This window comes from Bradyrhizobium sp. Kon58, assembly GCF_055807455.1.
The window spans coordinates 1-23083 of the sequence record NZ_JBVVOT010000032.1 but is presented as its reverse complement, the minus strand read 5'-3'; the positions used below and the strand labels follow the sequence as shown (position 1 = coordinate 23083).

Below are 23083 nucleotides of genomic sequence, written 5' to 3'. Positions count from 1 at the left end.
TCCTCACGCTGCCACGCCGGGAATCACGATCATGCGAGCGCTGATATGTTTCGTCGCTTTGCTGTTGACGGGCTCGGCCGCATTCGCCGATCCGCCGAAACTCGCCGTGTTCGATTTCGAACTGATCGACACCAGCCTGCCCGGCGAGTTCTACGGCTCCAAGCCCGAGGAGGCGCGGCTCGACCTCATCAGTGAGCAGTTGCGCAAGGCACTGGTCGAGTCAGGCAGGTTCCAGCTGCTCGATATCGCGCCGATCCGGGACGCGGCCCGTCACGCCAATCTGCAGGCCTGCGGCGGCTGCGACCTCAAGCTTGCCGGACAGTTGGGTGCCGACCTGGAAATCACCGGCATGGTGCAGAAGGTCTCGAACCTGATCATCAATCTGAACATCTACCTGCGCGACGTGAAGACCGGCAACATGATCACGGCCGCGAGCGCCGACATGCGCGGCAACACGGATGAATCCTGGACGCGCACGATGAGCTATCTGATCCGCAACCGGTTGCTGGCACCGAACTACGGCAAGCCGGAGTAGGTTCTTCCGAGAGAGAAGAAGCCATCACCCTTTCAATCTCTCCGCATGCCAGTGCAGATGGTCGCCCATGAAGGTCGAGATGAAATAATAGCTGTGGTCGTAGCCCGCCTGCCGTCGCAGCGTCAGCGGGATGTTGGCTGTGGTGCAGGCGGCTTGCAGCAGTTCAGGACGAAGCTGCTCCTTCAGGAAATTATCGGCCTCGCCGACATCGACCAGGAAGCCTGAGAACTTCGCGCCGTCCTCGATCAGCGCCACCGTGTCGTGGCTGCGCCAATTGTCCTTGTTCGGCCCGAGATAGCCGGTCAGCGCCTTGATGCCCCAGGGCACGAGCGACGGTGCCACGATCGGCGCAAAGGCGCTGGCCGCGCGAAAACGGTGCGGGTTGCGCAGCGCGACCGTCAGCGCGCCGTGGCCGCCCATCGAATGGCCCATCACCGATTGGCGCTTCGCATCGACCGGAAAATTCTCCGCCACGAGTTTCGGCAGTTCGTCGGTGACGTAGCTCCACATCCGATAATTGCGTGAAAACGGCGCTTCCGTCGCGTCGACATAGAAGCCGGCGCCGAGGCCGAAATCATAGGCGTTGTTGGCATCACCCGGCACGTCGGGCCCGCGCGGTGAGGTGTCGGGCGCGACGAAGATCAAGCCGAGCTCGGCGCAGGCCTTGCGGAATTCGCCCTTCTCGGTGACGTTGGCGTGCGTGCAGGTGAGGCCGGAGAGATACCAGACTACGGGCAGCTTGGCGCCCTGCGCGTGCGGGGGAACATAGACCGAGAACGTCATGTCGGTTCCGGTCGCCTGGCTGGCATGGCGATACACGCCCTGTACGCCGCCATAGGATGTATTGGTCGAGACAGTCTGGATCGTCATGCCGTTATGCTCCGTGGCATCAAACCACATCAGGATTGCAACGCTTGTGTGACCGAATGCGTGGCGGCGGTCAGGCCACGCCGCTGTCGATCGCCAGCCGCACCAGCTCGACAGAGGTTTTCACCCCGAGCTTCTGGCGCATGATGGACGAGGTGTTGGCGACAGTCTTATAGGACGACTGCACCAGCCAGGCGATCTCGGAAAGGCTCTTTCCGGCGCTGAGCAGCCGCAAAATCTCCATCTCGCGCGCGTTCAGCTTCGACAGCGGGCTTTGCGCCAGCGCGGGTCCCGCAAAGGCGATGCTGCGCGCGATCGCGCTCGGCAGATAGGTGCCGCCGCCGCCGACGGTGCGGATCGCCTCGACGAGATCGTCGGGGTCGCCGGTCTTGGAGACATAGCCTTTGGCGCCGCACTCGATCGCACGCGCGGCAAAAGCAGGGTCGTCGTTCATGCTGAACATGATGATTCGGGCCTCGGGCGCGCGCTCGAGGATGCGGCGCGCGAGCTCGAAACCGGACACGGTCGGCAGGTTGATGTCGATGATCGAGAGGTCGGGGCGCTCGACGATGAAGACGCACTCGCCGTCTTCGGCGTCGGCGGCCTCCAAAATCTCGATCTCGCCCTCGTCGGCCAGCACGGCACGGCAGCCGGAGGCGACGATAGGATGATCGTCGACGATCAAAATGCGCATAGGCGTTCCTCGCGACAGCGTCTTGGCCTGTTTCGCGCCCGGCCGGGATTGCTGTACGCTTTCGATTAGATATCGGGCGCTTCGCCTCTGTCAACGTTATCGGACAGGCGCAGGCCAATCCTTCGCGGGGCACGGGCGATACCAATGTGGCAAAATCTATCCTTGCGTGGGCGCATCAACCTGCTGCTGGCGCTGCTGCTGGCACTGGGGCTCGCAGTCAATATCGGCCGCCAGGTCGCGGAAGCCGGGCCGCGCGTGCAGGCCGAGGACCAGAGCGTGATCCGGCTCGCGCGCGAATTCATCGAAATGATCGTGGCGGATCTCAACGAGGCGCCCGATCCGGATGCCAGGCTGAACCAGATCGCACGTGACCTCAGCCGCCTGCGCCATGTCAGCATCGCGCTTCGGGACGAAGCGGGCAGTCCGCTGACGCAGCCCCGGACCGACGCCGACGACGACACCCGCGCGCCGCCGGCCTGGTTCGTCAGCCTGGTGCATCCGGAGCAGACCGCGGTGAGCGTACCCGTCTCGATCCATGGCAAGCCGGGTTCGCTGCTGATCACCTCCCATCCCGATGACGAGATCGCCGAGATCTGGGACGCCATCGTGACCCAGCTCGAGGTCGGCTCTGTGATCGCGCTGGCGCTGTTCCTGGTGATGATGAATGTGATCGGCCGGGCACTGGCGCCGCTCCAATCCCTTGCGGATGTCATGGCCGAGCTCGAAGACGGGCGCTATCAGGCGCGCGTCGCGCCGGGCGGGGCGCCGGAGCTCGCCGCGATCTGCACCAAGCTCAACCATCTTGCGGCAACGCTCAGCGAGGCGATCGAGGACAAGCGGCGCCTCGCCGAGCGAACGGTGTCTCTCCAGGACGTCGAGCGCAAGGAGATCGCGCGCGAGCTCCATGACGAGTTCGGGCCATATCTGTTCTCGCTGCGCGCGCATGCCAGCGCGCTGGCGAAGCAGGCGGACGGACGCGCCCCGAGTGCGGAGGCCGTGCGAAAACACGGCAGTGCCATGCTGGAGCAGATCAACGCGCTTCAGCAGTTCAATCGCCGCGTGCTGGAGCGTCTCCGGCCCGTCGGCCTTGCCGAGCTCGGCCTGCGCCAGGCGCTGGAATCGCTGTCGCGGCTGTGGCGGGAGTCGCATCCCGATGTCACCATCGAGACCGCGATCTCGCCGGCGCTTGGCGTCACCGGGGAGACCGCCGACCTCACCATCTACCGCATCGTGCAGGAGGCGCTCACCAACGTGTTCCGCCACGCCGGCGCGACCTCGGTCAATGTCGTCATCGAGCCGGTGGCGCAGGCGGCAAGCGACGGCCGCGGCTGTGCCCGGGTGCGGGTCAGCGACAATGGCCGTGGCATGGAGCCGGGCCAGAAGCTCGGCTTCGGGCTCGTCGGCATGCGCGAGCGGATCCTGGCGCTGGGCGGCACGCTCAACGTCGTGTCCGGTGATGGCGGTCTGACCGTCGAAGCACTGGTTCCGACGGCGGCGGCCTGATCGCGTCGGGAAAAATTCCCGATTTTGTCGGGAAAATTGGTGCGGATGCGGCCCGACCTTTTGTGGCTGGCGCACGCGTCCCTGCCGACTACACTCGTCTCGACCAACCGGCGAAAATCAAAACAGCCGGTGGTCACGGATGGGAAGGCTGGGATGGGCGATCGTGTTCGGTTCAAGCGTTTTGGGTTCAAGCCTCTTGGGTTCAAGCGTCGTTTGGTGATGGCCTCGGTTTCGACCGGGCTGGTGTCGGGGTTGATCTTCGCGATCCCGGCGGGGGCCGCGCAGGACGAGGAAACCAACGTCCAGAACCTGCCGCCGGTCGAGGTGACGGCGCCGCCGCCGTCGACGGCGCGGCGCACCGCGTCGTCGCGTCCCGTCGCGCACATCGGGGCACCATCATCCGCCAGCCCCAGGACGCGCCTCTACGTCTATCCGACCGCGCCGGGTACCGGCAGAGGTCTCGACGTCGACAAGGTCCCGTCGGCGATCAACGCCGTCGACGCCAGCCAGATCAAGCGTAACGGCTCGATGAACATCACCGACGCGCTTCGCGACAACATCGCCGGCGTCAACATCAGCGAGGTCACCGGCAATCCATTTCAGCCGGATGTCGAATTCCGCGGCTTCGTTGCCTCGCCCGTGACCGGCACGCCGCAAGGCCTCGCCGTGTATCAGAACGGCGTCCGCATCAACGAAGCCTTCTCCGACGCCGTCAACTGGGACCTGATCCCGACCGCCGCGATCAGGTCGGTGACGCTGGTGACCAACAACCCAGCCTTCGGCCTCAACGCGCTGGGTGGCGCGATCAATTTGCAAATGAAGGACGGTTTCACCTATCAAGGTGCGGAGCTTGATCTCATGGGCGGCTCGTTCGGCCGCATCCAGGGCTCGGCGCAATGGGGCAAGACGGTCGACAAGAACTACGGCGTCTATGCCGCGCTCGAAGGCCTGCACGACAGCGGCTTCCGCAATTTCTCCCAATCGGACGTGCGGCGCTTCTACGGCGATGTCGGCTACAAGGCCGGCGACAGCGAATTCCACGCCAACATGGGCGTCGCCAAGAACGATTTCGGCGCCAGCGCCACCGTTCCCGCCGAGCTGCTCGACAAATATTGGGGCGGGACCTACACGACACCGCAGACCACCTCCAATCGCGTCGGCTATCTCAATCTGACCGGCAAGGTCGATGCGACGCCGACCTGGACGCTCGAAGGCACCGCGCATGTGCGCAGGTACGAGCAGAAGCTCGTCGACGGCAATCCGACCGACGCGCAGGAATGCACCGATCCGGGGCTCGCCGGCCTTCTTTGCTTCGGCGACGGCGCGACACCGGCAAACGGCACGAACGGCCTGCCGCTTGCCAATCCTTTCGCGTCCGGGACCATCCTCGGCGAGATCGACCGCAGCTCGATACGTTCGACCACCTTCGGCGTGTCGGGGCAGGCCACCAACACCGATCAACTGTTCGGCCACGACAACCGCTTCGTGATGGGCACGACCTATGATGCTAGCGTCACGCGCTACAACGCCACCGCCGAAATCGGCACGATCGGAGAAAACTACGTCGTCAGCGGCAGCGGTCTCTTCCTGGGGCCGACCGGCGTACCTGAACCCGTTGCCGGCCCTGTCTCGCTGCGGACCGTCAACCAGTATAACGGCCTTTACGCAATGGACACGTTCAATATCACGGACGCCTTCGCCGTCACCGGCGGCGGCCGTTTCAACGTGGCGCGCATCACACTGGAGGATCAGCTCGGGGCCGATCTTAACGGCGATCACACCTTCACCCGATTCAATCCGGTGATCGGCGGCACCTACAAGATCACGCCGGAGCTAACGGCCTATGCCGGCTATTCCGAGGCCAACCGCGTTCCGACGCCGCTCGAGCTCGGCTGCTCCGATCCAGCCCGTCCCTGTCTCATTGCCGCGTTTCTCGTCTCCGATCCGCCATTGAAGCAGGTGGTGTCAAAGACCGTGGAAGCGGGCCTGCGCGGCAGCAAGGAGCTGAACATCGGCACGCTCGGATGGAAGATCGGCGGCTTCCGCGCCACCAATTACGACGACATCGTCGCCGTTCCCGTCCCCGGGCGAACCGGCTTTGGCTATTTTTCTAATGTCGGCCGCACCAGGCGGCAGGGCCTCGAGGCCGAAATCAACGTCAAATCGCCGACGCTTCAATTCCAGGCGAGCTACGCCTTCGTCGACGCGCGCTTCCTCGACGCATTGACCATCGGCTCCAACAGCCCGTTCGCCGATGGCGACGGCAACATCCAGGTCTCGCCCGGCAACCAGCTCCCCGCGATCCCGCGCCATCGCGTCAAGGTCGGTGTCGACTATGCCGTCACCGACGTCTGGAAGGTCGGCGGCAACGCGCTGTTCGTCTCCAGCCAATATCTGGTCGGCGACGAGTCCAACCAATATGCGAAGCTGCCGTCCTACACCGTGTTCAACCTGCACACGTCCTACCAGGTGACCAAGAACTTCCAGCTCTACGGCAAGATCGACAATATCTTCGACAAGCGCTACGCGACCTATGGACAGTTCTTCGATCGCGAAGCCGTGCCCAACTTCACCAATGGCGGTGCCGAGTTCACCGACCCGCGCTCGCTCAGCCCTGCAAGGCCGCGCGCCTTCTATGCGGGAATGCGGGTGACGTTCTGATCTGGCTCTCAAGCCCGGTCCATATGGGATGACGAGGAGGCCGGTTTGCGCCGGCGCGGCGTGCCGCCACGGGCGTGTTCTACCTCAAGCCGATTGACTCATTGTTCATGTTTTGTTCTTATGCTGCTCGTCCAGCCAAGGGAGCGAGCCATGGACAACCGCATCAACGAAATTCGCAGGATCATCAGGGCGTTACGCGTCAGCATGCGTGAGGCCGAGGCGATCATGCATGAGCAGATCAACAGGGACGAGGACTGCAGCTTCGTCGCAGGCGAAGTCATGAAGATGCGCACGGTGATGAGCGGGCTCGTTCAGGAGCGGGCCGCGCTGGGAGACACGGACCCAATCGTCGTCGCCAGCCTCTTCGTTCCCCGCCGTCGGCCGATGCCATCGCGCGTCGGTGTCGAGAAGCGCCGTCTTGTTCCGCCGCGAGAGATGGCACGGGCATGAAGGGGGAGAGGCCGACCTACTTCTCCGACATGCAGGAGCCGCCGGAATTTCTGAAGGCGCTTCATCATGCGCGGCGCCTGTCCTGTCTGGAGGGTTGGTGCCGCATGCACATCGAGGCCATCCAGGTTGCGATTGATCAGTACGCGGAAGCGGCTCTCGGTAACCGGGAGTTCTTCCTCAACAAGCCGCACAGCATCGGCGAGAGTCGGAGAAGCGGTGATGTGCCGTAACAGCGGCGCATGTCGGCGTATCGACCTTCGAAGGTCCGATGATCCCGCGCGCCGGCGAAGCTTGGGGTCGCGCTGTTTTTACCGATCGGAAACCATAGCGAATGATCCTAAAATTGTAACGAAACGAATTGGCTGTATCGGCGTCGATCTGTCGGAGGGACCGTCCGATGACAGAGCATCAGTTGAGAGAGCAGGAATTCCAGATCGCGCGTTACAGGCGTTTGGAGCGCGAAGTGACCGATCCACTTGCCGCGTGTCTGCTTCACAGCATCATTGAAGACCTGGAAGCCGAGCTGCGCAGGGATAGCCCGGATTGGCACGGGCGGCGCGATTAACGCTTTGTTAGCGCTGATCGTGTCGATGATGCGCGAGGGAATACCGGGAGACTGCTCCCATGTTGAAGGACGGCACCTATGCGGCGTGGTACAAGACGCCGCTCGATCAGGGGACCGGGATCGTCCATATCGCGGACGGACAGATCTGGGGCTGCGACAGCCTGATGACCTATCACGGCTCTTGCAAGGTCGACGGCGATCGCTTCACCGCCACCGTATCGACGAAGCGCCATACTGACGGACGCGCAACGGTGTTCGGCGTCGACGATGAGCTCACGCTGGATATCGAGGGAAACTGCCCGGGCAAGGTCGCGACTTACATGGCGACGGCAGCGCAAGTGCCGGGAATGATCCTTCAGGGTACGCTGATACTGACGGAACAGCAGGCGCCCGCACCTGAAAGAAGCCGGCAGATGCCGCCGTTCAATCCCGACAAGCTGCCAAAGTTGCCGAAGCGCTCGCGCTGAGCGAGGGAGCCCCCGTCATCGAGCAGTTCACTGCGAATACGAAAGCTGATCTTCCGTGACGACTCGCTCGATTTTCTCCGACTTGCACTTGATGCGGTATCGGAGACGTCCATCGGCCTCGATGGGCATATGCTGGACGATGGTATAAATCATCGCTGGCTCGGTTGCGGCACGTCCTTGTGGGCCTTGGGGCTGGTGGCGAACGTCTTCATTCAGCTTGTAGGCATACGACATAGATCTACCTCGAATTCACAGTGGCTCTGACGCGGGGTCAGTCGTTGTATCCCTGGCAGGACAGGCACTTGGGTCCAGCGGAAGAGGTGACCACAGTCTGATGCGGTCAAACCGCGTCATAAGTCAGTCGTTCTCTTGGTTGACCGGTGCAGACAGACAATCGCCCAGAGCGGAGCGGCGATGGTTGCACCATATCCCATATTTGCGAACTTTGGTCGTAATTTCCGAGCGGTTTATGGCATTCTGTGAGCCTACGGGCCCTCGTTTCGAGAGGAACTGACAACTTCCTCGCCGGATTGGGCTGGTATTTCGGCTTTGGAGTAGCTCTGCCGACAATTGCCGTGGCCCCTTTCGGACAACTTTGTCGCATTCTGCAATCCTGCATCCTCGGCCCTCGGCTCGCCCGCTTCTCAAACGACCCGCGATTCGCCATGGTGCCGCCGCAAGAGCATCACCGGAGCACTATCAATGTCGGACAAGGTCTCGCGTCGCCAGTTCGCCACGCTGGCAGGATTGTCCGCAGCCGGAATCGCCAATCCTCTTGAGGTCGCGAACGCCAAGCCCGCATCGCCGCCGCGGAGCGTGTACGGCTTTCCGGCGGGCTTTGTCTGGGGCACGGCGACCTCGTCCTATCAGGTCGAGGGCGCCGTCAACGAGGACGGGCGAGGGGCCTCGATCTGGGACAAGTTCGTCCGCATCCCCGGCAAGATCGAGGACGGCTCGACCGGCGATCGCGCCAACGAGCACTATCACCGCTACAAGGAAGACATCGCGCTCATCAGGGAGCTCGGCTGCAAGGCCTATCGCTTCTCGGTAGCCTGGCCGCGGCTGTTTCCGGACGGCGATGGCAAACCCAACCCGAAGGGGCTCGACTTCTACAATCGCCTGGTCGACGAACTCCTCAAGAACGGCATCGAGCCGTGGCTGACGCTCTATCATTGGGACCTGCCGCAATCGCTCCAGGACCGGTTTGGCGGCTGGCGGTCGACGGAGACCTGCAAGATCTTCGGTGATTACGCGGCCTATGTCGCCGGGCACCTGACCGATCGCGTCAAGAACGTATTCACACTGAACGAGAGCGGTCGGTTCGTCCATTTCGGCTACGGCATCGGCATCGACGCGCCCGGCGTGACGCTGCCGCAAGCCGAGGTCAACCAGATCAGGCACAACAGCGCGCTCGCGCACGGGCTCGCGGTGCAGGCGGTCCGCGCCCATGGCCGCCGCGGCACCAGGGTGGGGCCGGCCGAGAACATCGATGCCTGCGCCCCCGCGATCGACACGCCGGAGAACGTCCGTGCCGCCGAGATCGCGCTGCGCGAGATGAACGCCGGCTATCTCAACGTCATCATGACGGGCCAGTACACCGACGCCTTCCTGAAGTTCGCCGGGCGCGACGCGCCGAAATACACCGATGCCGAGCTGAAGATCATATCTTCGCCGGTCGATTTCCTCGGCCTCAACATCTACGCGCCGCAGAACTACGTGGTGGCGTCCGACCAGGGCGCGGGCTTCATGCCGCTGCCGATCCCGAAATCGTTCCCGCACATGAATTCGGACTGGCTGCGCATCGGTCCCGAGACGATCTACTGGGTGCCGAAGCTGGCGGCGAAGATCTGGAAGACGGACGCGATCTATATCAGCGAGAACGGCACCTCCGGCGACGACGTCGTGACGCCCGACGGCAAGATCTACGACACCGACCGCATCATGTATCTGCGCAACTACCTCGCTCAGCTCCAGCGCGCCACCGCCGAAGGCGTGCCGGTGCGCGGCTATTTCCTCTGGAGCCTGATGGACAATTTCGAATGGGTGTTCGGGCTCAACAAGCGCTTTGGGCTCTACCACGTCAATTTCGACACCCAGGTGCGTACGCCGAAACTCAGCGCCAGCTTCTATCGCAACGTGATCGCGAAGAACGCGGCGGGGGCGTAGCGGCGTCTCTTCGCCTCCCCCGCTTGCGGGGAGAGGCCGGATTTTACGCGCAGCGGAAAATCCGGGTGAGGGGGAGTCTCCGCGAGTCCGTCTGTCACCGTCTTTGTTGAGGCAGCCCCTCACCGCAACCCTCTCCCCGTAAGAACGGGGAGAGGGAGTGCAGCGCCGCGCATTGACTCCACTCTCTGCCTTATTCAAAACCGTCCTCAACCACTCATAACAAGAGGATACGCCAATGACCGACGCACTCATCATCGATGCCTGCCGGACCCCGCGCGGCGTCGGCAAGGCCGGCAAGGGCGCGCTCTCGGGCATTCATCCGCAGCAGCTGGGAGCAGCCGTGCTGCGCGCGCTCGCGACGCGCACCGGCATCGACACCGCCGATGTCGACGACATCATCTGGGGCTGCAGCGCACAGGTCGCAACGCAAGGCGGCGATCTCGGCCGCATGTCGGCGCTGGATGCCGGCTACGACGTGCGCGCGAGTGCCGTGACGCTCGACCGCTTCTGCGGCTCCGGCATCACCAGCGTCAACATGGCCGCAAGCTCGATCATGTCGGGCACGGAGGACCTCGTCGTCGCCGGCGGCTGCGAGATGATGTCGATGGAAGGACGTCGCGGCGGTGGCCCGATGATGATGGACAATGGCAATCTGCGCCTGCGTGCGCGGCATCCGCAGTCGCATCAGGGCGTCTGCGCCGACGCGATCGCGACGCTGGAAGGCATCACGCGAAGGGACGTCGACGCGCTCGGCCTCGAAAGCCAGAAGCGTGCCGCGCATGCGATCGCGAACGGCCACTTCAGGAACAGCCTCGTTCCGGTGCATCGCGAGGACGGCAGCCTCGCGCTCGACCATGAAGAATATCCGCGACCGCAGACCACGATGGAAGGGCTGAGCGCGTTGAAGCCCGCATTCCCCGCGGTCGCCGACCATGCGCTCGACGACAAGGGCACGACCTATCGCGGCCTGATCCTGCAGAAGTACCCCGAGCTCGAGATCGACTTCATGCACCACGCCGGCAATTCGTCCGGGGTCGTCGACGGCGCCGCCGCGATCCTGCTGGCGTCGCCGGCTTATGCCAAGGCGCATGGCCTGAAGCCGCGCGCCCGCGTGGTCGCGATGGCCAACATGGGAGACTCGCCGACCTTGATGCTGAACGCGCCGGTGCCGGCGACGCGCAAGGTGCTGGCGAAGGCGGGGCTGACCATCGACGACATCGACCTGTTCGAGATCAATGAGGCCTTTGCCGTGGTTGCGGAAAAATACATCCGCGACCTCAAGCTCGACCGCGCCAGGGTCAACGTCAATGGCGGCTCGATCGCACTCGGCCACCCCATCGGCGCCACCGGTTCGATCCTGATCGGCACCGTGCTCGACGAGCTCGAACGGCGCGACTTGAAGCGCGGTCTCGTCACCATGTGCGCGGCCGGTGGCATGGCCCCGGCCGTCATCATCGAACGTATCTAGGCTTTCTTCTAACCTCTCCCCGCTTGCGGGGAGAGGTCGGATCGCCTCGGCGATGCGGGGCATCGCCGGTGCGATCCGGGTGAGGGGGTACAGGTATATCGTCGATCTGATGCGGGGAGAGAGCCCCTCACCCCAACCCTCTCCCCGTAAGAACGGGGCGAGGGAGAAACACACAACGAGATGATCTAGTCTTATTTTCCAGGGTGAATCGCGACCGGACTCCGACAAAGAGGCCGGTCGTCGCTTGTCGAAAGCATCGAATCAGCTTTAGCAAGGCTGCGTGCGGGCCTTTGAAACAAGGTAAAATCCGCTGCCTAAGGCTTCTCCCGCTCCGGAAGTGGCTAAAAAGCAGGGTTTTTTGCCACAGAGGGCCAAAAAAGCCCGTAAAACCCCGACAAAACTGTGCAGAAGGCTATAGGCCTTCACCGGTTGGTCTAATATGCAGCCGTCAACGAATCAGAGGAGACACGATGGCCACCCAAATGTCGAAATCGCAGCTGATCGAAAAGATCGCGACCACCACCGAGCTTTCCAAGCGTGACGTCAAGAGCGTCATGGAGACGCTGACCGACGTCGGCCACAAGGAGCTCAAGAAGAACGGCCTGTTCCTGGTGCCGGGCTTCGCCAAGTTCGTGGTCATCAAGAAGCCCGCGACCAAGGCGCGCAAGGGCACCAACCCGTTCACGGGCGAAGAGATGATGTTCAAGGCCAAGCCGGCCCGGAAGATCGTCCGCGCCCGTCCGGTCAAGGCCGCCAAGGACGCCGTGGGCTAACAACGCAAAGGCCCCCTCGCGTAGGAGGGGGCCTTTTGTTCGGGGCTGTCGCGAGGACTTGAGACGGAGGGCTCAACCCTTGCGGCGCTTCGCGCGGACCGGGACCGGCTGAAGCCGCGGTCCTGATGCCGCCAGCGCATCACGAACCCCGTCGATGGCGCGATCGAGCAACTGGCGCAGCCGTTGCGTTGTCCGCGATTGCTTCGCTTTTTCCAGCAGTTTCTTCATCGCATTCACTCCGCCGCTTCGACCTTGGCCTCGGCTTGGGCCTCGGCCGGCTCGAGCGCCGCGGCGATAGCCTCGTCGACGCGCTCCAGCCAGATGAATTCGAGGCTGTCCCGCGCGCTCTGCGGGATGTCGTCGTAGTCCCGCTTGTTGCGCGCCGGCAGCATTACCCGCTTCAGGCCCGCGGCCGCAGCCGCCACCACCTTCTCCTTGATGCCACCGACCGGCAGCACCAGGCCGCGCAGCGAGATCTCGCCGGTCATGGCGGTGTCGCTGCGCACCGTGCGATTGGTGAGCAGGGACGTCAGCGCCGTGAACATCGCAACGCCCGCGCTCGGCCCGTCCTTCGGGGTCGCGCCTGCGGGCACGTGAACGTGGATGTCGCTCTTTTCGAACAGCTGCGGATCGATGCCGAGCTGCGTGGCCTTGCTCTTCACCAGCGTCATCGCAGCCTGCACGCTCTCGCGCATGACCTCGCCGAGCTGGCCGGTCAGGATCATGCCGCCACGGCCGGATACCCGCGACGCCTCGATGAACAGGATGTCGCCGCCGACCGGCGTCCAGGCAAGGCCGGTGGCCACGCCTGGAATGCTGGTGCGCTGTGCGATCTCACCTTCGAAGCGCGGCTGGCCGAGCACGGTGCCGATATCCTTCGGCGTCACGACGACCCTTACGGCGGTGCCTTCGGCCACCTGCACGGCAGCATGGCGGAACAGCTTTCCGATCTCGCGCTCGAGGTTACGCACGCCGGCTTCGCGGGTGTAGCCCTTGACCACCAGCTTCAGCGCCTCCGGCTCGATCTCGGCTTGCTCCGGCGTCAAGCCGTTGGCCTCGAGCTGCCGCCGCACCAGATAGCGCTTCGCGATCTCCAGCTTCTCTTCCTGGGTGTAGCCGGTGAGGCTGATCAGCTCCATGCGATCCAGCAGCGGACCCGGGATCTGGTCCAGCATGTTGGCGGTCGCGATGAACACCACGCGCGACAGGTCGAAGGGCACGCCCAGGTAATTATCCCGGAACGTCCCGTTCTGCTCGGGGTCGAGCACCTCCAGCATCGCTGCGGAAGGATCGCCCTGCACGCCGCGACCCATCTTGTCGATCTCGTCCAGCATCATGACGCAGTTCCGCGTGCCGGCCTTCTTGATGCCCTGGATGATGTTGCCGGGCAGCGCGCCGATATAGGTGCGCCGATGGCCGCGGATCTCGGCCTCGTCATGCACGCCGCCGAGGCTGACGCGCACGAAGGGACGGTCCATCGCGCGTGCGATGGATTGGCCGAGCGAGGTCTTGCCGACGCCGGGCGGTCCGACGAAGCACAGGATGGGCGCCTTGCCCTGCGGCGCCAGCTTGCGCACCGCCAGATATTCGATGATCCGGCTCTTGATCTTCTCCAGGCCGAAGTGATCGGCATCAAGAATGCGGCGCGCTTCCTTGATGTCGATCGGCTTCTCCGCGGGCAGCGCCCACGGCAGCTCGATCAGCCAGTCCAGGTAAGTGCGGACCATGCCGGCTTCGCCGGCGGCCTCCGGCATGCGCTCGTAGCGGCGCAGCTCCTTCTTCGCATGTGCATCGGCCTCGGGCGGCATGTTGGCCTTGGCGATGGCAGCGGTCAGCTCGGCGACCTCGGCCGCCTTGCCGTCACCTTCGCCGAGCTGGCGCTGGATGGTCGCCATCTGCTCGCGCAGGATCGCCTCGCGCTGCCGCTCGTCGAAGCTGGCGCGGGTCTGCTGGCCGATCTCGTTGCTGATGCGCAGCACCTCCAGCCGTTCGGCCAGATGCTTCGACACCTTCTCGACGCGCAGGGCGAGGTCGATGGTCTCCAGCACCTCCTGCTTGTCCTGCGGCTTGATGTCCATGAACGAGGTCGCCAGGTCCGCCAGCGCACCGGGCGCAGTGGTGCCCTGGAACATCGCGATCAGCTCGGGCGGCGCCTGCGGCAGCAGCTCGATCGCCTCGATGGCCTGGCGCTGCAGGTTCAGCCCGCGGGCCTCGATCTCGGGCGTGCTCGTGGTCGGCTCCGGAATCTGCTGGATCCGCGCGGCGGGGAACGGCGTCCCCGGCAGGAAGTCGAGGATGCGCGCGCGCTGCACGCCCTGGCAGACGATGTGATGGGTGCCGTCGGGCGCGGTGATGTAGCGCACGATGTTGGCGATGGTCGCGACCCGATAGAGGTCGTCCGGTCCGGGCTCCTCGGTCTCGGGGCTGCGTTGCAGGACGATGCCGACCGGCCGCTGCTCGCGCAACGCCTGTTGCGCGGCGGCGACGGACTTCGGCCGCGCGATCGCGATCGGCGCGATGGCGCCGGGGAACAGCACCATCTCGCGCACGGGAATGATGATCAGCGCGTCTTCGGGAATCTTCACGTCGGAATTGCTCTGGGAATTGGTCGGTGCGGTATTCATTGGTTCGGTGGCCATGATCGACCTCAGGATTTGGCGAGGCGCAGCGCGACGCAGCCGTCCATCACGAAGCGGCTGATGGCGTAGCGGCCAACGGGCAATGCAATGCGGCGCTCAAAACGCCCCTGCGGCAGTTCGAGCCGGTGGATGCGGGCGTTGCGAAGCTCCGGCGGAAGGGTGCGCTGGCCGGAGATGACGAGCACGCCGTCATGGATGACAGTCTCGACATTGTCGGGATTGACGCCGGGAAGCGCGACCAGGATCAGGAGCTCATGCTCGGTTTCGAGCACGTCGATCGGAGGCTCCCAGCAGGCTTCCTGGCGGCCGAACTGCTGGCGCAGCCGTTCGGCGCGGGTCAGCGAGTCCAGGGCTTCGGACAGCATCCAGTCGAGGGGATTTTTGGGTTGCATGATGCGGGCTCGGCGGTGGGGAACGCTGAATATGGGGCCAGTTCCCGAGAATTCCAGCCCGGCGGCGCGCAGGTGCCATGCGGATCGTGCGATCCGAAAACACGAGCGCCGCAGCCTTCCGGCCGCGGCGTTTCGTCGTCACGCCACGTGGGGCTCAGGCCGCCTGGCGGTATTCCTCTTCCGCCTCGAGGTTGATCACGGACGTCGCGAGCTCGGTCAGGATGTGATCGGTCGCCTCTTCCTCGTCCAGCGTCGCCTGCAGCAGCCTTGCGGCGTCCTGCATGCCGAGCTCCTCGGCCCAGGTGCGCAGCGTGCCGTAGCGGGAGATTTCGTAGTGCTCGACCGCCTGCGCGGCTGCAAGCAGACCGGCGTCGAGCGCAGGAGCGTTCTTGAACTCCTTCATGATCTCGGCGCCTTCGTCGGTGATGCCGTTGATCGCTTCGCAAGGCTTGCCGCGGGCCGGCTTGCCCAACATCTTGAAGATCTGGTCCAGACGTTTGACCTGGCCCTGGGTCTCGCGCAGATGCTTGTTGAAAGCCGCCGCGAGCTCCTTCGAGTTGGCGGCCTTGGCCATCTTGGGCAAGGTCTTGATGATCTTATTCTCGGCGAAATAGATGTCCTTGAGCGTCTCCAGGAATAGGTCGCTCAACATTTTCGGCGCCTGACGGGCGCGGCCCGTCGACGATTTCTTGGTTGTGCGCTTCTTTGCTTTCTTGGCCATACATCCTCCTGTCGAGGTGAACGGGAAGGCCCCGCCTTCCTCTATCCTCGGGCGATCAAGACTCTGCGCGGCCAAAGGTTCCCAATATGCAACGCAGTGTGGATTAACCCGGCCGTTTATACGGATCGTCCTGCCGCTGTCGCGCTTCCGTCGCGCGATCGAGGCGTGCGCGCTCGCTGCGACGGAGGTGACCGGCCTTCATGACGCCGTAGACGAGGGCGCCGCCGAGCACGAACGCGCCGATGAACCAGAGCCAAAGCATCTGGCTCGAGGCGTGGCCCAGCAACATGCTAACTCCGCTGTCGCTCATAGATGATCTCCACCATGTCCCTTGCGGTCATGGTCTGCTAAGTCGGATGGCGGAAGGTCGTTCCTCAACCAGCCCTCGTCGCATGCGACGCCTCACACGGGATTGGCGGCAGGCTGCCGCACCGCTGTCCCTTTCGGCTCGCCCGCCCGAGCGGTGAAGTCACCGGCCTCGGTCGAGGTCCGCAGCCATTTCGTCACGTCGCCGATCGCTTCCCGCGGCGATCGGCCGAACTTCCTCAAGCCCCGGAAATATTCCAGTTGAAGATGGGCCGACGTGCCGCGCTTGGGGATGGTCTTGAGATGCTGGATATCGTCCTCGATGCGAAGATGCGCGATGTCGGGCGCCAGCATGGCGATCACCGTCTCGAGCCAGGTCCTGAACGAGACCGGCTCGAACGACACCAGATCGATATAGGTCCCGTCGGTTCCGTAGCGCTGGGCACGCCAGCGGTTCTCCTCGATCAATGCGCGGTGCACGGCCGAATGGGTGGCGTTCAGATCCGGATGGTGCACGGCGTGCCTGACCAGCGCGCGAAACAGCGCCGCTATCGCCACCGAGTCCGCAATTGCCGTGCAGCAGTCAGTGATGCGCAGCTCCAGGGTCGGATGTTGGAGCGAAGGCCGGAGCGCCCACCACACATAGGTGGCATTGGGGACGATGCCTGCATCGACCAGGGTTCTTACATAGGTCTCGTATTCCGCGAGGTTGCGAAACATCTCGGGAAAGCCGGTCCGGGGCAGGGCGTCATTTGCGGCATTGCGGTAGCCGAGCAATCCGGTGGGGTAGCCGCACCAGAACGGCGACGAGGTCGACAGCGCCAGCAGCAGCGGCAGGAACGGGACCAGGCGGTGCATGATCTCGACCCGGTGGTCCGGCTCGGGCACCTCGACGTGGACGTGCAGCCCGCTGATCGGGTTGCCCAGACCAACCATCCCGAGGTCGTTGATGACCTTGCTGTAGCGGCGCTTGCGCGTCATGCGCTGCTGCTGGGGTTGAGCCAACGGATGCGTCCCCGCCGCGACGATACCGACCCCGTGCTCCTTGCCGACCTCAGCCAGAACCGCGCGGTAGTGCGCGAGCTCGGCGATGGCATCGGCTGAAGTCGCCAATGGCGGCGTCGCCACTTCGATCTGCGATTGCAGGATCTCGGTGGTCAGCCGCTCCCCGAGGCGTTTCTGGGCCGCTGCCATATAGGATTTGGGCAGCTCGGACTTCGGTGCCGCCGATTGGCGGTTGACCAGAAAATATTCCTCCTCGATGCCGAAGCGATAACGGTGCATGACCTACGCTGCCCCTTGCGCCTTCGCATGCTGACGAACCGCGTCTCCGAAGGCAGAGAGAATGCGGGCCGACGCATGGTCGGAGCTCGCCCAATAATCGGGATGAAAGAGGGTGCCGAGCGCAAAAGCGCCCGCGCCTTCGACGCTGACGGCCTCGACCGAGCCGTCCTCGGCGACGGCCTCCGCCACCAGACCCGGTGCGAGATCGGCGATCAGGAAGCTGTGCAGCGAATTGACCGTGATGGCATCTGCGCCGCAGATCTGTTGCAACACGCCACTCTTGCGCAGCGTCACTTTTTGCCGCAGCCGATAGCGGGCATCCTCATTGTCCGCCTCGGGCGTGCCGTGGCGTTTGTCCTCCGGCCAACCGTCTGGCTCCTTCGCCAGCGTGCCGCCAAAGGCGACGTTGAGCTCCTGGATTCCGCGGCAGACGAACAGGGCGGGAATGCCGCGCGCCAGCGCGCGGGGAATCAGGCGAAGCGCGACCTCGTCGCGGAATTCATCAAACGGACCATCGCGCGCTTCGTCGGCTGTTTGTCCGTAGCGGGAAGGATGGACGTTGGTCTGTCCACCGCCGATGAAGAGGCCGTCGAGGCCGTCGAGATACGCATCGACATCTGCTTCGGGGGCCGCGGGCAAGACCCGCGGCACGGCGCCAGCGACGAGGCCGACGGCGTTGACGCAGACCAAGGCGACGGAGGCAAGCTGCTCGCCGCGCGCAACGATGGAATCCGAGAGGATGCCGACCTGCGGCGCGCCGCTGCGGGCTTGCCACTGGCCTCGGGATGCGGTGAGCCGCCACTGCTGAAGACCGTAGGCGACTGCGTCCGCGGCGCTGCCGAATTGGTGAATGGCGGCCTTGAGTTCTCTGACGTTTGTCCCTAATCGAAGCGCCCAGCGGCTGCAGGAAATGGGATCGTGCGGATCAATTCTGGAACGGGGCTCGTGCAATTGTCTGTGCTGCTTCTGCTCGTATCGATGATCAGTGAAACGGCAATCCTGCGGAATGGTTGCTTCGCGATTGAGCTCGTTGATCTTTTTGACCCGACACTGAACTAACTTTTGTTATTGCGACGTGCTTGGGCCGTCGGACCGGAAGAGGCGCCATGATTGATTTCTCCCTGTCCGCCTTCGTCACGTTGCTGCTGGTGGTCGATCCCGTTGGCCTCGTGCCCGCCTTTCTCGCCGCGACCGGAGGCATGCCCGACAAGACCAAACGCACCATCGCGCTGCGCGCGCCGGTGATTGCGGCGGCGATCCTGGTGGTGATTGCCTTGATCGGAAACTGGCTGCTGCGCCAGCTCGGGATCGGCATCCCCGCCTTCCAGATCGCCGGCGGGCTGCTGCTGTTCGGCGTGTCCTACCAGATGATCTTCGGCGACCGTCCGCATCGCGAGGCCCGCGAGGCCGACAAGGCAAGCTCCGAGCACGCCTCCGACGTCGCGGTATTCCCGCTGGCGATCCCGATGATGGCCGGTCCCGGCGCGATCGCAACCACGCTGCTCCTGACGGGCGATGCCGGCTACGGGCCGAGGCTCGCGATCATCATCGCGGTCGTGCTCTGCGTGTGCTTGCTCTGCACGCTCTGCTTTGTCTCCGCGAACATGATCGCGCGGAGCCTCGGGCGCACCGGCAACGCCGTCCTCTCGCGCGTGCTCGGTATGCTGCTCGCAGCCTATTCGGTGCAGTTCGTGATCAACGGGATCGCGGCGGTCCGGGCGAGCTTGCCGTAGATCTGCGACAATCTGTTAATGCGTTGATTTTCATGTTTATTTCATGATGCCATGAAGCGGCTGGCGGGATCGCGCGCGATCCGGTCCGCTTTCTCTTGCGCTGCCATATGGCTTGACGTACTCCCCGTCTGACAGGCGCCCATCGTCAGGAAATCGACATGTCGATGACAGCGGACGAGCTCGACAAGAGACAGGCCATCATCGGCGCCTGCCGCCGCATGAACGCGCTCGGCATCAACCAGGGCACTTCGGGCAATATCAGCGTCCGACATGTGGACGGGCTTCTGGTGACCCCGACCAGCGTGCCCTACGACGCGATGACGCCGGACCAGATCGTGTTCATGACGATGGATGGCTCGCACGCGCCCGATCAGAAGCCATCCAGCGAGTGGCGCTTCCACCTCGACATCCTGAAGGCCCGGCCAGACGTCAACGCTGTCGTCCACGCCCATCCGACCTATTGCACCATTCTGGCGATCATGGGCCTGGAGATCCCGCCCGTGCACTACATGATCGCGGCCGCCGGCGGCGACAGCATTCGCTGCGCGCCCTATGCCACCTTCGGAACGGCGGAGCTGTCCGAGCATGCCGTTCGGGCGCTGGAGGGCCGGCTTGCCTGCCTGCTCGACCATCACGGCATGATCGCGATCGGCAAGTCGTTGGACAAGGCGATGTCGCTCGCCGTCGAGGTCGAGACGCTGGCGCAGCAATATCACGGCTGTCTCCAGATCGGAGAGCCGCCGCTGCTGTCGAGCGCCGAGATCGAGCGGGTCCGCCAGCGCATGTCCGGCTACGGCATGTCGGAAGGGTAGGGCGGGCAGAAAGTGTTCCTGCGGATCAGACATCTCGCCGACCGCAAGGGGACGAACCGCGTCATGGTTCGGCTGCGGGCGCTGCTGCGCAGCAACGAATTCTATCTGATCCCGCTTGCGCTGGTGATCGGCACGCTCGCCGGCGCCATCGTGACGCTGATGGCCGAGATTGCGCAGATTGCCCATATGGTGATCTACGGCATTCCCATCGACGTTCGTCTGTCCGCCAATACCAGCGTCAGTCCCTGGGCCGCGCTGATTGCGCCCGCGCTGGGCGGATTGGCGCTCGGTATCATGGAGTGGTGGCGGCGACGGCTCAAGCTCTCCAGCGCGGTCGATCCGATCGAGGCGAACGCGCTGCGTGGCGGCAATCTGTCGATGCGCGACAGCGTGGTGGTGTCGAGCCAGACGTTGATCTCGAACGGTTGCGGCGCCTCAGTCGGCCTCGAGGCCGGCTATACCCAGATCGGCTCGGGCATCGCCTCGCTGCTCGGCAAGTTCTTCAATCTGCGACGCAACGATCTGCGCCTGATCGTCGGCTGCGGCGCCGCCGCGGCGATCGCGGCGGCCTTCGGTGCGCCGATCACCGGGGCCTTCTACGCCTGCGAGCTGATCGTCGGCGTCTATTCGGTCGGCAGCGCCGCGCCGATCCTCGCCGCCTCGCTCGCCGGCGCGCTGACCGCGCAATGGCTCGGCGGCGCGCCATACTCGCTTGAAATACCCAAGGTCAGCGCCGTCGGCGTCGAGCAATATCTGGCGCTGATCGGTCTCGCGCTCGTCACCAGCGGCGTCGGCATCGCCGTGATGCGCTCGTCCTCGATGTTCGAGCGCCTGTTCAAATGGCTGCCGGTCTGGCTACGCCCGGTGATCGGCGGCCTCATCGTCGGCGGCTTTGCGATTGTCACGCCGCAGGTGCTGGCGGCCGGCCACGGCGCGATGGTGCTCGATCTCTTTCACGACATGACGATCGGCCTGATCGCGCTGGTCATCGCCTTGAAGGTGACGGCCTGCTTGATCTCGCTCGCCTCCGGCTTCCGCGGCGGGCTGTTCTTTGCCTCGCTGTTCGTCGGGAGCCTGATCGGAAAGTTCTTTGCCGCGGTGCTGGTTGTGGTCAGCCCGAACTTCGTGATCGATCCGTTGGTGGCCATGCTGACCGGCATGGCGACGCTCGGTGTCGCCATCGTCGGCGGTCCCTTGACCATGTCGTTCCTCGTGCTCGAGATGACCCGGAACGTCGACGTCACCGCCGTGGTGCTGGCCGGCTGCATCGTCACCTCGATCTGCGTCCGCTTCATGTTCGGCCACTCCTTCTCGACCTGGCGCCTGCATCTGCGCGGCGAGACCATTCGCAGCGCCAACGACGTCGGCTGGCTGCGCAACCTCACCGTCGAGCGGCTGATGCGCTCCGATGTCGGCAAGGTGCCGTCGACCACGACGATCGCCGCGGTCCGTCGCGAATTCGTGCTGGGATCGCGGCCCGGGATCGTCATCGTCAACAATGCGGACGAATATGTCGGCCTCGTCCTGCTGCCCGACCTGTTCTCCGGCGACCTCGACACCATCGCCGACGAGATCCAGGTGATCGAGCTCGCGCGCCTGACCGAGATCGTGCTGATCCCGGAAATGAACGTGAAGTCGGCGATGGCGGTGTTCGACGAGGCGGAGGCCGAGATGCTGGCGGTGGTCGATTCCACCGACAGCCGCAAGGTGGTCGGCTTTCTCACCGAGACCTTTGCCCGGCGCCGCTATGTCGAGGAGATCGATAAGGCGACGCGCGGCGTGCTCGGCGCGCTGTCGTAAGGTCACGCGGAAGCGGGACGGCGTGCGTCATGCGCCGCCGTCCGCGCCTCTATCGGTCCGGTTGGGAAGGAGCCGCAACGACGCTCGCCACGATCCGGCGGACCAGTGGCAGCACCATCAGCAGCGTCGGAAACGCGACGAGCCATGACAGCGCCCAGGCGCCCGGCCAGGTCGCGAGAAACGCCGGCGTTGCGCCGAGGCTTCGAAGCGTGGAAATGACCGACACCACGGCCGTCATGAGGATGGACAGCACAAATGGCATCACGATCGGCGCATAGCGCGCCGGCAGTTTGCGAACCGCAATCATCTGATTTCTCTTTGGAATAGGACGCGTCAGTCACGGTGAACCCAAGAATGGCATCGATCCCGACGGCGTCGGTTGATGCGTTGGTTCACGTAAAACGCTTACGGCGACCGAAAAACGGTGCGCCTGTTCATTATCCGCTCATGTTGGATGGTTCAAGCTGGATCTGGACGTTCGGTTTACAAACGTTCGAAGCGTGGCAGATTGCCGCGATCCTGAAACCATTTCAGTGGTTTGCGCATTAAGTCTTGTTTGATTGTGTCGCTTTGAGCGAGAACAGGGAAGGTCAAGATGAATAAGGGACCGATGATTTCTGCAGCCGGCCGCAACGTTGCGTTGGCAGCTTTCGCAAGTCTTGTTCTGATTACGGCCTCTGTCACGCCTTCGGCTGCCAACTCGCCCGCGCCCGCCAAGGCCGCTGCCGTGGGCCCGGCCGCTCAGGCTGCCACAGATTTCAGCGCCGCTCGCCGCCATCGCTATTATCGACGGGGTCCGAACGCAGCAGGCCTTGCCTTCATGGGCGTGGCGGCAGGTCTGATCGGCGGCGCGATCGCGGAGAGCAGGCGCCAGGAGTACTACGAGGACCGCTATAATTACGGCCCCGGTCCTTACTACGGCGGCCAGGGCTATTACGGCGGCGGTCCCTACTATGGTCCGCGCGGCTATTATCAGCCGTATTAGGCGCCTGTCCTCGCTGGGTCTCGTTTCGCGCCAAGGGGCGGTGTTTTGCACTGCCCCTTGTTGCTTCTGCGCGAGGCGTCTCATTGCGCGACCTGTGTCGCGGGCGCGTCAATCCTCTCCAGAAAAAAATATTCCACTTTACCGAAATTCGGTTTTGGCGTATGTGTCGTCCATCCCGGCTCATTCTTGAGGGGCGATCTTGTGGTCGTCACGTTCGCGAGCCGGGCTTGCGGTGGACGCGGCAGCGTTCGGGTGCGAGGAG

General features: G+C 64.1%; 27 protein-coding genes. 15 read left to right on the top strand and 12 right to left on the bottom strand.

Annotated elements, in window-relative coordinates; all coding sequences use genetic code 11:
* The first annotated feature begins 31 nt into the window (after positions 1-31).
* Positions 32-535, top strand: coding sequence for a DUF3280 domain-containing protein (locus AC0L20_RS33265; RefSeq protein WP_456768819.1), 504 nt, complete (start codon positions 32-34; stop codon positions 533-535).
* Positions 536-559: 24 nt separating this feature from the next.
* Here the strand turns inward: AC0L20_RS33265 and fghA are convergent, their stop codons facing one another.
* Both fghA and AC0L20_RS33255 read right to left on the bottom strand, forming a co-directional pair.
* A complete protein-coding gene (fghA, locus tag AC0L20_RS33260) occupies positions 560-1405 on the bottom strand; it encodes an S-formylglutathione hydrolase (RefSeq protein WP_473294747.1) in 846 nt (281 codons plus the stop codon).
* A gap of 70 nt (positions 1406-1475) precedes the next feature.
* Positions 1476-2096: a response regulator gene (locus tag AC0L20_RS33255; RefSeq protein ID WP_018460280.1), complete on the bottom strand. Its 621-nt coding sequence runs from the start codon at positions 2094-2096 to the stop codon at positions 1476-1478.
* 144 nt (positions 2097-2240) lie between these two features.
* Here AC0L20_RS33255 and AC0L20_RS33250 point away from each other — a divergent pair, with 144 nt between their 5' ends.
* The 6 genes from AC0L20_RS33250 (at position 2241) to AC0L20_RS33225 (ending at position 7742) form a co-directional block, all read left to right on the top strand.
* Entirely contained in the window at positions 2241-3599 is a 1359-nt protein-coding gene (locus tag AC0L20_RS33250; protein ID WP_247290576.1) for a histidine kinase, read from the top strand.
* Positions 3600-3752: 153 nt separating this feature from the next.
* Complete coding sequence (locus tag AC0L20_RS33245) at positions 3753-6260, top strand: TonB-dependent receptor (RefSeq protein ID WP_473294746.1); 2508 nt, start codon at positions 3753-3755, stop codon at positions 6258-6260.
* 150 nt (positions 6261-6410) lie between these two features.
* Positions 6411-6710, top strand: a complete 300-nt coding sequence (locus tag AC0L20_RS33240) for a hypothetical protein (RefSeq protein ID WP_007601417.1) — start codon at positions 6411-6413, stop codon at positions 6708-6710.
* Positions 6707-6940 (top strand): hypothetical protein, encoded by a 234-nt coding sequence (locus AC0L20_RS33235; protein WP_063995436.1) that lies wholly within the window; start codon positions 6707-6709, stop codon positions 6938-6940. Before AC0L20_RS33240 ends, AC0L20_RS33235 begins: the two co-directional genes overlap by 4 nt.
* A 167-nt stretch (positions 6941-7107) precedes the next feature.
* Complete coding sequence (locus tag AC0L20_RS33230) at positions 7108-7275, top strand: hypothetical protein (RefSeq protein WP_473294745.1); 168 nt, start codon at positions 7108-7110, stop codon at positions 7273-7275.
* Positions 7276-7334: 59 nt separating this feature from the next.
* Positions 7335-7742, top strand: coding sequence for a hypothetical protein (locus AC0L20_RS33225; RefSeq protein ID WP_473294744.1), 408 nt, complete (start codon positions 7335-7337; stop codon positions 7740-7742).
* A gap of 27 nt (positions 7743-7769) precedes the next feature.
* On the opposite strand, the gene AC0L20_RS33220 is transcribed toward AC0L20_RS33225, so the two are convergent.
* Complete coding sequence (locus AC0L20_RS33220; protein ID WP_473294743.1) at positions 7770-7976, bottom strand: hypothetical protein; 207 nt, start codon at positions 7974-7976, stop codon at positions 7770-7772.
* A 468-nt stretch (positions 7977-8444) separates the two neighbouring features.
* On the opposite strand from AC0L20_RS33220, the gene AC0L20_RS33215 reads away from it, so the two are divergent.
* From AC0L20_RS33215 to AC0L20_RS33205, 3 genes are all read left to right on the top strand, one after another.
* On the top strand, positions 8445-9908 hold the full coding sequence (locus AC0L20_RS33215; protein ID WP_473294742.1) for a GH1 family beta-glucosidase: 1464 nt from the start codon (positions 8445-8447) through the stop codon (positions 9906-9908).
* A 235-nt stretch (positions 9909-10143) separates the two neighbouring features.
* On the top strand, positions 10144-11376 hold the full coding sequence (locus AC0L20_RS33210; RefSeq protein ID WP_473294741.1) for an acetyl-CoA C-acetyltransferase: 1233 nt from the start codon (positions 10144-10146) through the stop codon (positions 11374-11376).
* A gap of 470 nt (positions 11377-11846) precedes the next feature.
* Positions 11847-12149 (top strand): HU family DNA-binding protein, encoded by a 303-nt coding sequence (locus AC0L20_RS33205; protein WP_007601427.1) that lies wholly within the window; start codon positions 11847-11849, stop codon positions 12147-12149.
* Between the two features lie 72 nt (positions 12150-12221).
* On the opposite strand, the gene AC0L20_RS33200 is transcribed toward AC0L20_RS33205, so the two are convergent.
* The 7 genes from AC0L20_RS33200 to AC0L20_RS33170 all read right to left on the bottom strand — a co-directional run bounded on the left by AC0L20_RS33200 (position 12222) and on the right by AC0L20_RS33170 (position 18442).
* A complete protein-coding gene (locus AC0L20_RS33200) occupies positions 12222-12377 on the bottom strand; it encodes a hypothetical protein (protein WP_473294740.1) in 156 nt (51 codons plus the stop codon).
* A 5-nt stretch (positions 12378-12382) separates the two neighbouring features.
* Complete coding sequence (lon, locus tag AC0L20_RS33195) at positions 12383-14788, bottom strand: endopeptidase La (RefSeq protein WP_473294739.1); 2406 nt, start codon at positions 14786-14788, stop codon at positions 12383-12385.
* An 8-nt stretch (positions 14789-14796) separates the two neighbouring features.
* Complete coding sequence (locus AC0L20_RS33190; protein ID WP_007601432.1) at positions 14797-15180, bottom strand: Hsp20/alpha crystallin family protein; 384 nt, start codon at positions 15178-15180, stop codon at positions 14797-14799.
* Positions 15181-15334: 154 nt separating this feature from the next.
* Complete coding sequence (locus AC0L20_RS33185) at positions 15335-15901, bottom strand: YciE/YciF ferroxidase family protein (protein WP_473294738.1); 567 nt, start codon at positions 15899-15901, stop codon at positions 15335-15337.
* 103 nt (positions 15902-16004) lie between these two features.
* Positions 16005-16211, bottom strand: a complete 207-nt coding sequence (locus AC0L20_RS33180; protein WP_456768828.1) for a hypothetical protein — start codon at positions 16209-16211, stop codon at positions 16005-16007.
* 92 nt (positions 16212-16303) lie between these two features.
* Complete coding sequence (locus AC0L20_RS33175; protein ID WP_473294737.1) at positions 16304-17491, bottom strand: carboxylate-amine ligase; 1188 nt, start codon at positions 17489-17491, stop codon at positions 16304-16306.
* Positions 17492-17494: 3 nt separating this feature from the next.
* On the bottom strand, positions 17495-18442 hold the full coding sequence (locus tag AC0L20_RS33170; protein ID WP_473294736.1) for a gamma-glutamyl-gamma-aminobutyrate hydrolase family protein: 948 nt from the start codon (positions 18440-18442) through the stop codon (positions 17495-17497).
* Positions 18443-18597: 155 nt separating this feature from the next.
* Here AC0L20_RS33170 and AC0L20_RS33165 point away from each other — a divergent pair, with 155 nt between their 5' ends.
* From AC0L20_RS33165 to AC0L20_RS33155, 3 genes are all read left to right on the top strand, one after another.
* The gene (locus AC0L20_RS33165; protein WP_473294735.1) at positions 18598-19224 is read left to right on the top strand and encodes a MarC family protein; all 627 of its coding nucleotides are present in this window, start codon (positions 18598-18600) and stop codon (positions 19222-19224) included.
* A 158-nt stretch (positions 19225-19382) separates the two neighbouring features.
* Positions 19383-20036 carry a class II aldolase/adducin family protein gene (locus tag AC0L20_RS33160; protein WP_473294734.1) on the top strand — a complete coding sequence of 218 codons (654 nt, stop codon included), beginning with the start codon at positions 19383-19385 and terminating at the stop codon, positions 20034-20036.
* A gap of 12 nt (positions 20037-20048) precedes the next feature.
* Complete coding sequence (locus AC0L20_RS33155) at positions 20049-21836, top strand: chloride channel protein (protein WP_473294733.1); 1788 nt, start codon at positions 20049-20051, stop codon at positions 21834-21836.
* Between the two features lie 49 nt (positions 21837-21885).
* Here AC0L20_RS33155 and AC0L20_RS33150 read toward each other — a convergent pair whose 3' ends face one another.
* Complete coding sequence (locus tag AC0L20_RS33150) at positions 21886-22143, bottom strand: DUF2798 domain-containing protein (protein ID WP_473294732.1); 258 nt, start codon at positions 22141-22143, stop codon at positions 21886-21888.
* 47 nt (positions 22144-22190) lie between these two features.
* Between AC0L20_RS33150 and AC0L20_RS33145 the strand changes: the two genes are divergently transcribed.
* On the top strand, positions 22191-22385 hold the full coding sequence (locus AC0L20_RS33145; protein ID WP_473294731.1) for a hypothetical protein: 195 nt from the start codon (positions 22191-22193) through the stop codon (positions 22383-22385).
* A 46-nt stretch (positions 22386-22431) separates the two neighbouring features.
* Positions 22432-22821, top strand: coding sequence for a hypothetical protein (locus AC0L20_RS33140; RefSeq protein WP_473294730.1), 390 nt, complete (start codon positions 22432-22434; stop codon positions 22819-22821).
* Positions 22822-22901: 80 nt separating this feature from the next.
* On the opposite strand, the gene AC0L20_RS33135 is transcribed toward AC0L20_RS33140, so the two are convergent.
* A partial coding sequence (locus AC0L20_RS33135; protein WP_473294729.1) for a hypothetical protein occupies positions 22902-23083 on the bottom strand: 182 nt, incomplete at its 5' end.

What these genes read in the sequence shown, in the direction of transcription:
- AC0L20_RS33200 (WP_473294740.1), bottom strand. Translation starts at nt 12,377, where the DNA reads ATGAAGAAACTGCTGGAAAAAGCGAAGCAATCGCGGACAACGCAACGG.
- AC0L20_RS33255 (WP_018460280.1), bottom strand. Translation starts at nt 2,096, where the DNA reads ATGCGCATTTTGATCGTCGACGATCATCCTATCGTCGCCTCCGGCTGC.
- AC0L20_RS33150 (WP_473294732.1), bottom strand. Translation starts at nt 22,143, where the DNA reads ATGATTGCGGTTCGCAAACTGCCGGCGCGCTATGCGCCGATCGTGATG.
- AC0L20_RS33240 (WP_007601417.1), top strand. Translation starts at nt 6,411, where the DNA reads ATGGACAACCGCATCAACGAAATTCGCAGGATCATCAGGGCGTTACGC.
- AC0L20_RS33250 (WP_247290576.1), top strand. Translation starts at nt 2,241, where the DNA reads ATGTGGCAAAATCTATCCTTGCGTGGGCGCATCAACCTGCTGCTGGCG.
- AC0L20_RS33235 (WP_063995436.1), top strand. Translation starts at nt 6,707, where the DNA reads ATGAAGGGGGAGAGGCCGACCTACTTCTCCGACATGCAGGAGCCGCCG.
- AC0L20_RS33160 (WP_473294734.1), top strand. Translation starts at nt 19,383, where the DNA reads ATGTCGATGACAGCGGACGAGCTCGACAAGAGACAGGCCATCATCGGC.
- AC0L20_RS33265 (WP_456768819.1), top strand. Translation starts at nt 32, where the DNA reads ATGCGAGCGCTGATATGTTTCGTCGCTTTGCTGTTGACGGGCTCGGCC.
- AC0L20_RS33145 (WP_473294731.1), top strand. Translation starts at nt 22,191, where the DNA reads ATGGCATCGATCCCGACGGCGTCGGTTGATGCGTTGGTTCACGTAAAA.
- AC0L20_RS33140 (WP_473294730.1), top strand. Translation starts at nt 22,432, where the DNA reads ATGAATAAGGGACCGATGATTTCTGCAGCCGGCCGCAACGTTGCGTTG.
- AC0L20_RS33245 (WP_473294746.1), top strand. Translation starts at nt 3,753, where the DNA reads ATGGGCGATCGTGTTCGGTTCAAGCGTTTTGGGTTCAAGCCTCTTGGG.
- fghA (WP_473294747.1), bottom strand. Translation starts at nt 1,405, where the DNA reads ATGACGATCCAGACTGTCTCGACCAATACATCCTATGGCGGCGTACAG.
- lon (WP_473294739.1), bottom strand. Translation starts at nt 14,788, where the DNA reads ATGGCCACCGAACCAATGAATACCGCACCGACCAATTCCCAGAGCAAT.
- AC0L20_RS33165 (WP_473294735.1), top strand. Translation starts at nt 18,598, where the DNA reads ATGATTGATTTCTCCCTGTCCGCCTTCGTCACGTTGCTGCTGGTGGTC.
- AC0L20_RS33220 (WP_473294743.1), bottom strand. Translation starts at nt 7,976, where the DNA reads ATGTCGTATGCCTACAAGCTGAATGAAGACGTTCGCCACCAGCCCCAA.
- AC0L20_RS33180 (WP_456768828.1), bottom strand. Translation starts at nt 16,211, where the DNA reads ATGAGCGACAGCGGAGTTAGCATGTTGCTGGGCCACGCCTCGAGCCAG.
- AC0L20_RS33215 (WP_473294742.1), top strand. Translation starts at nt 8,445, where the DNA reads ATGTCGGACAAGGTCTCGCGTCGCCAGTTCGCCACGCTGGCAGGATTG.
- AC0L20_RS33210 (WP_473294741.1), top strand. Translation starts at nt 10,144, where the DNA reads ATGACCGACGCACTCATCATCGATGCCTGCCGGACCCCGCGCGGCGTC.
- AC0L20_RS33190 (WP_007601432.1), bottom strand. Translation starts at nt 15,180, where the DNA reads ATGCAACCCAAAAATCCCCTCGACTGGATGCTGTCCGAAGCCCTGGAC.
- AC0L20_RS33205 (WP_007601427.1), top strand. Translation starts at nt 11,847, where the DNA reads ATGGCCACCCAAATGTCGAAATCGCAGCTGATCGAAAAGATCGCGACC.
- AC0L20_RS33225 (WP_473294744.1), top strand. Translation starts at nt 7,335, where the DNA reads ATGTTGAAGGACGGCACCTATGCGGCGTGGTACAAGACGCCGCTCGAT.
- AC0L20_RS33185 (WP_473294738.1), bottom strand. Translation starts at nt 15,901, where the DNA reads ATGGCCAAGAAAGCAAAGAAGCGCACAACCAAGAAATCGTCGACGGGC.
- AC0L20_RS33175 (WP_473294737.1), bottom strand. Translation starts at nt 17,491, where the DNA reads ATGCACCGTTATCGCTTCGGCATCGAGGAGGAATATTTTCTGGTCAAC.
- AC0L20_RS33230 (WP_473294745.1), top strand. Translation starts at nt 7,108, where the DNA reads ATGACAGAGCATCAGTTGAGAGAGCAGGAATTCCAGATCGCGCGTTAC.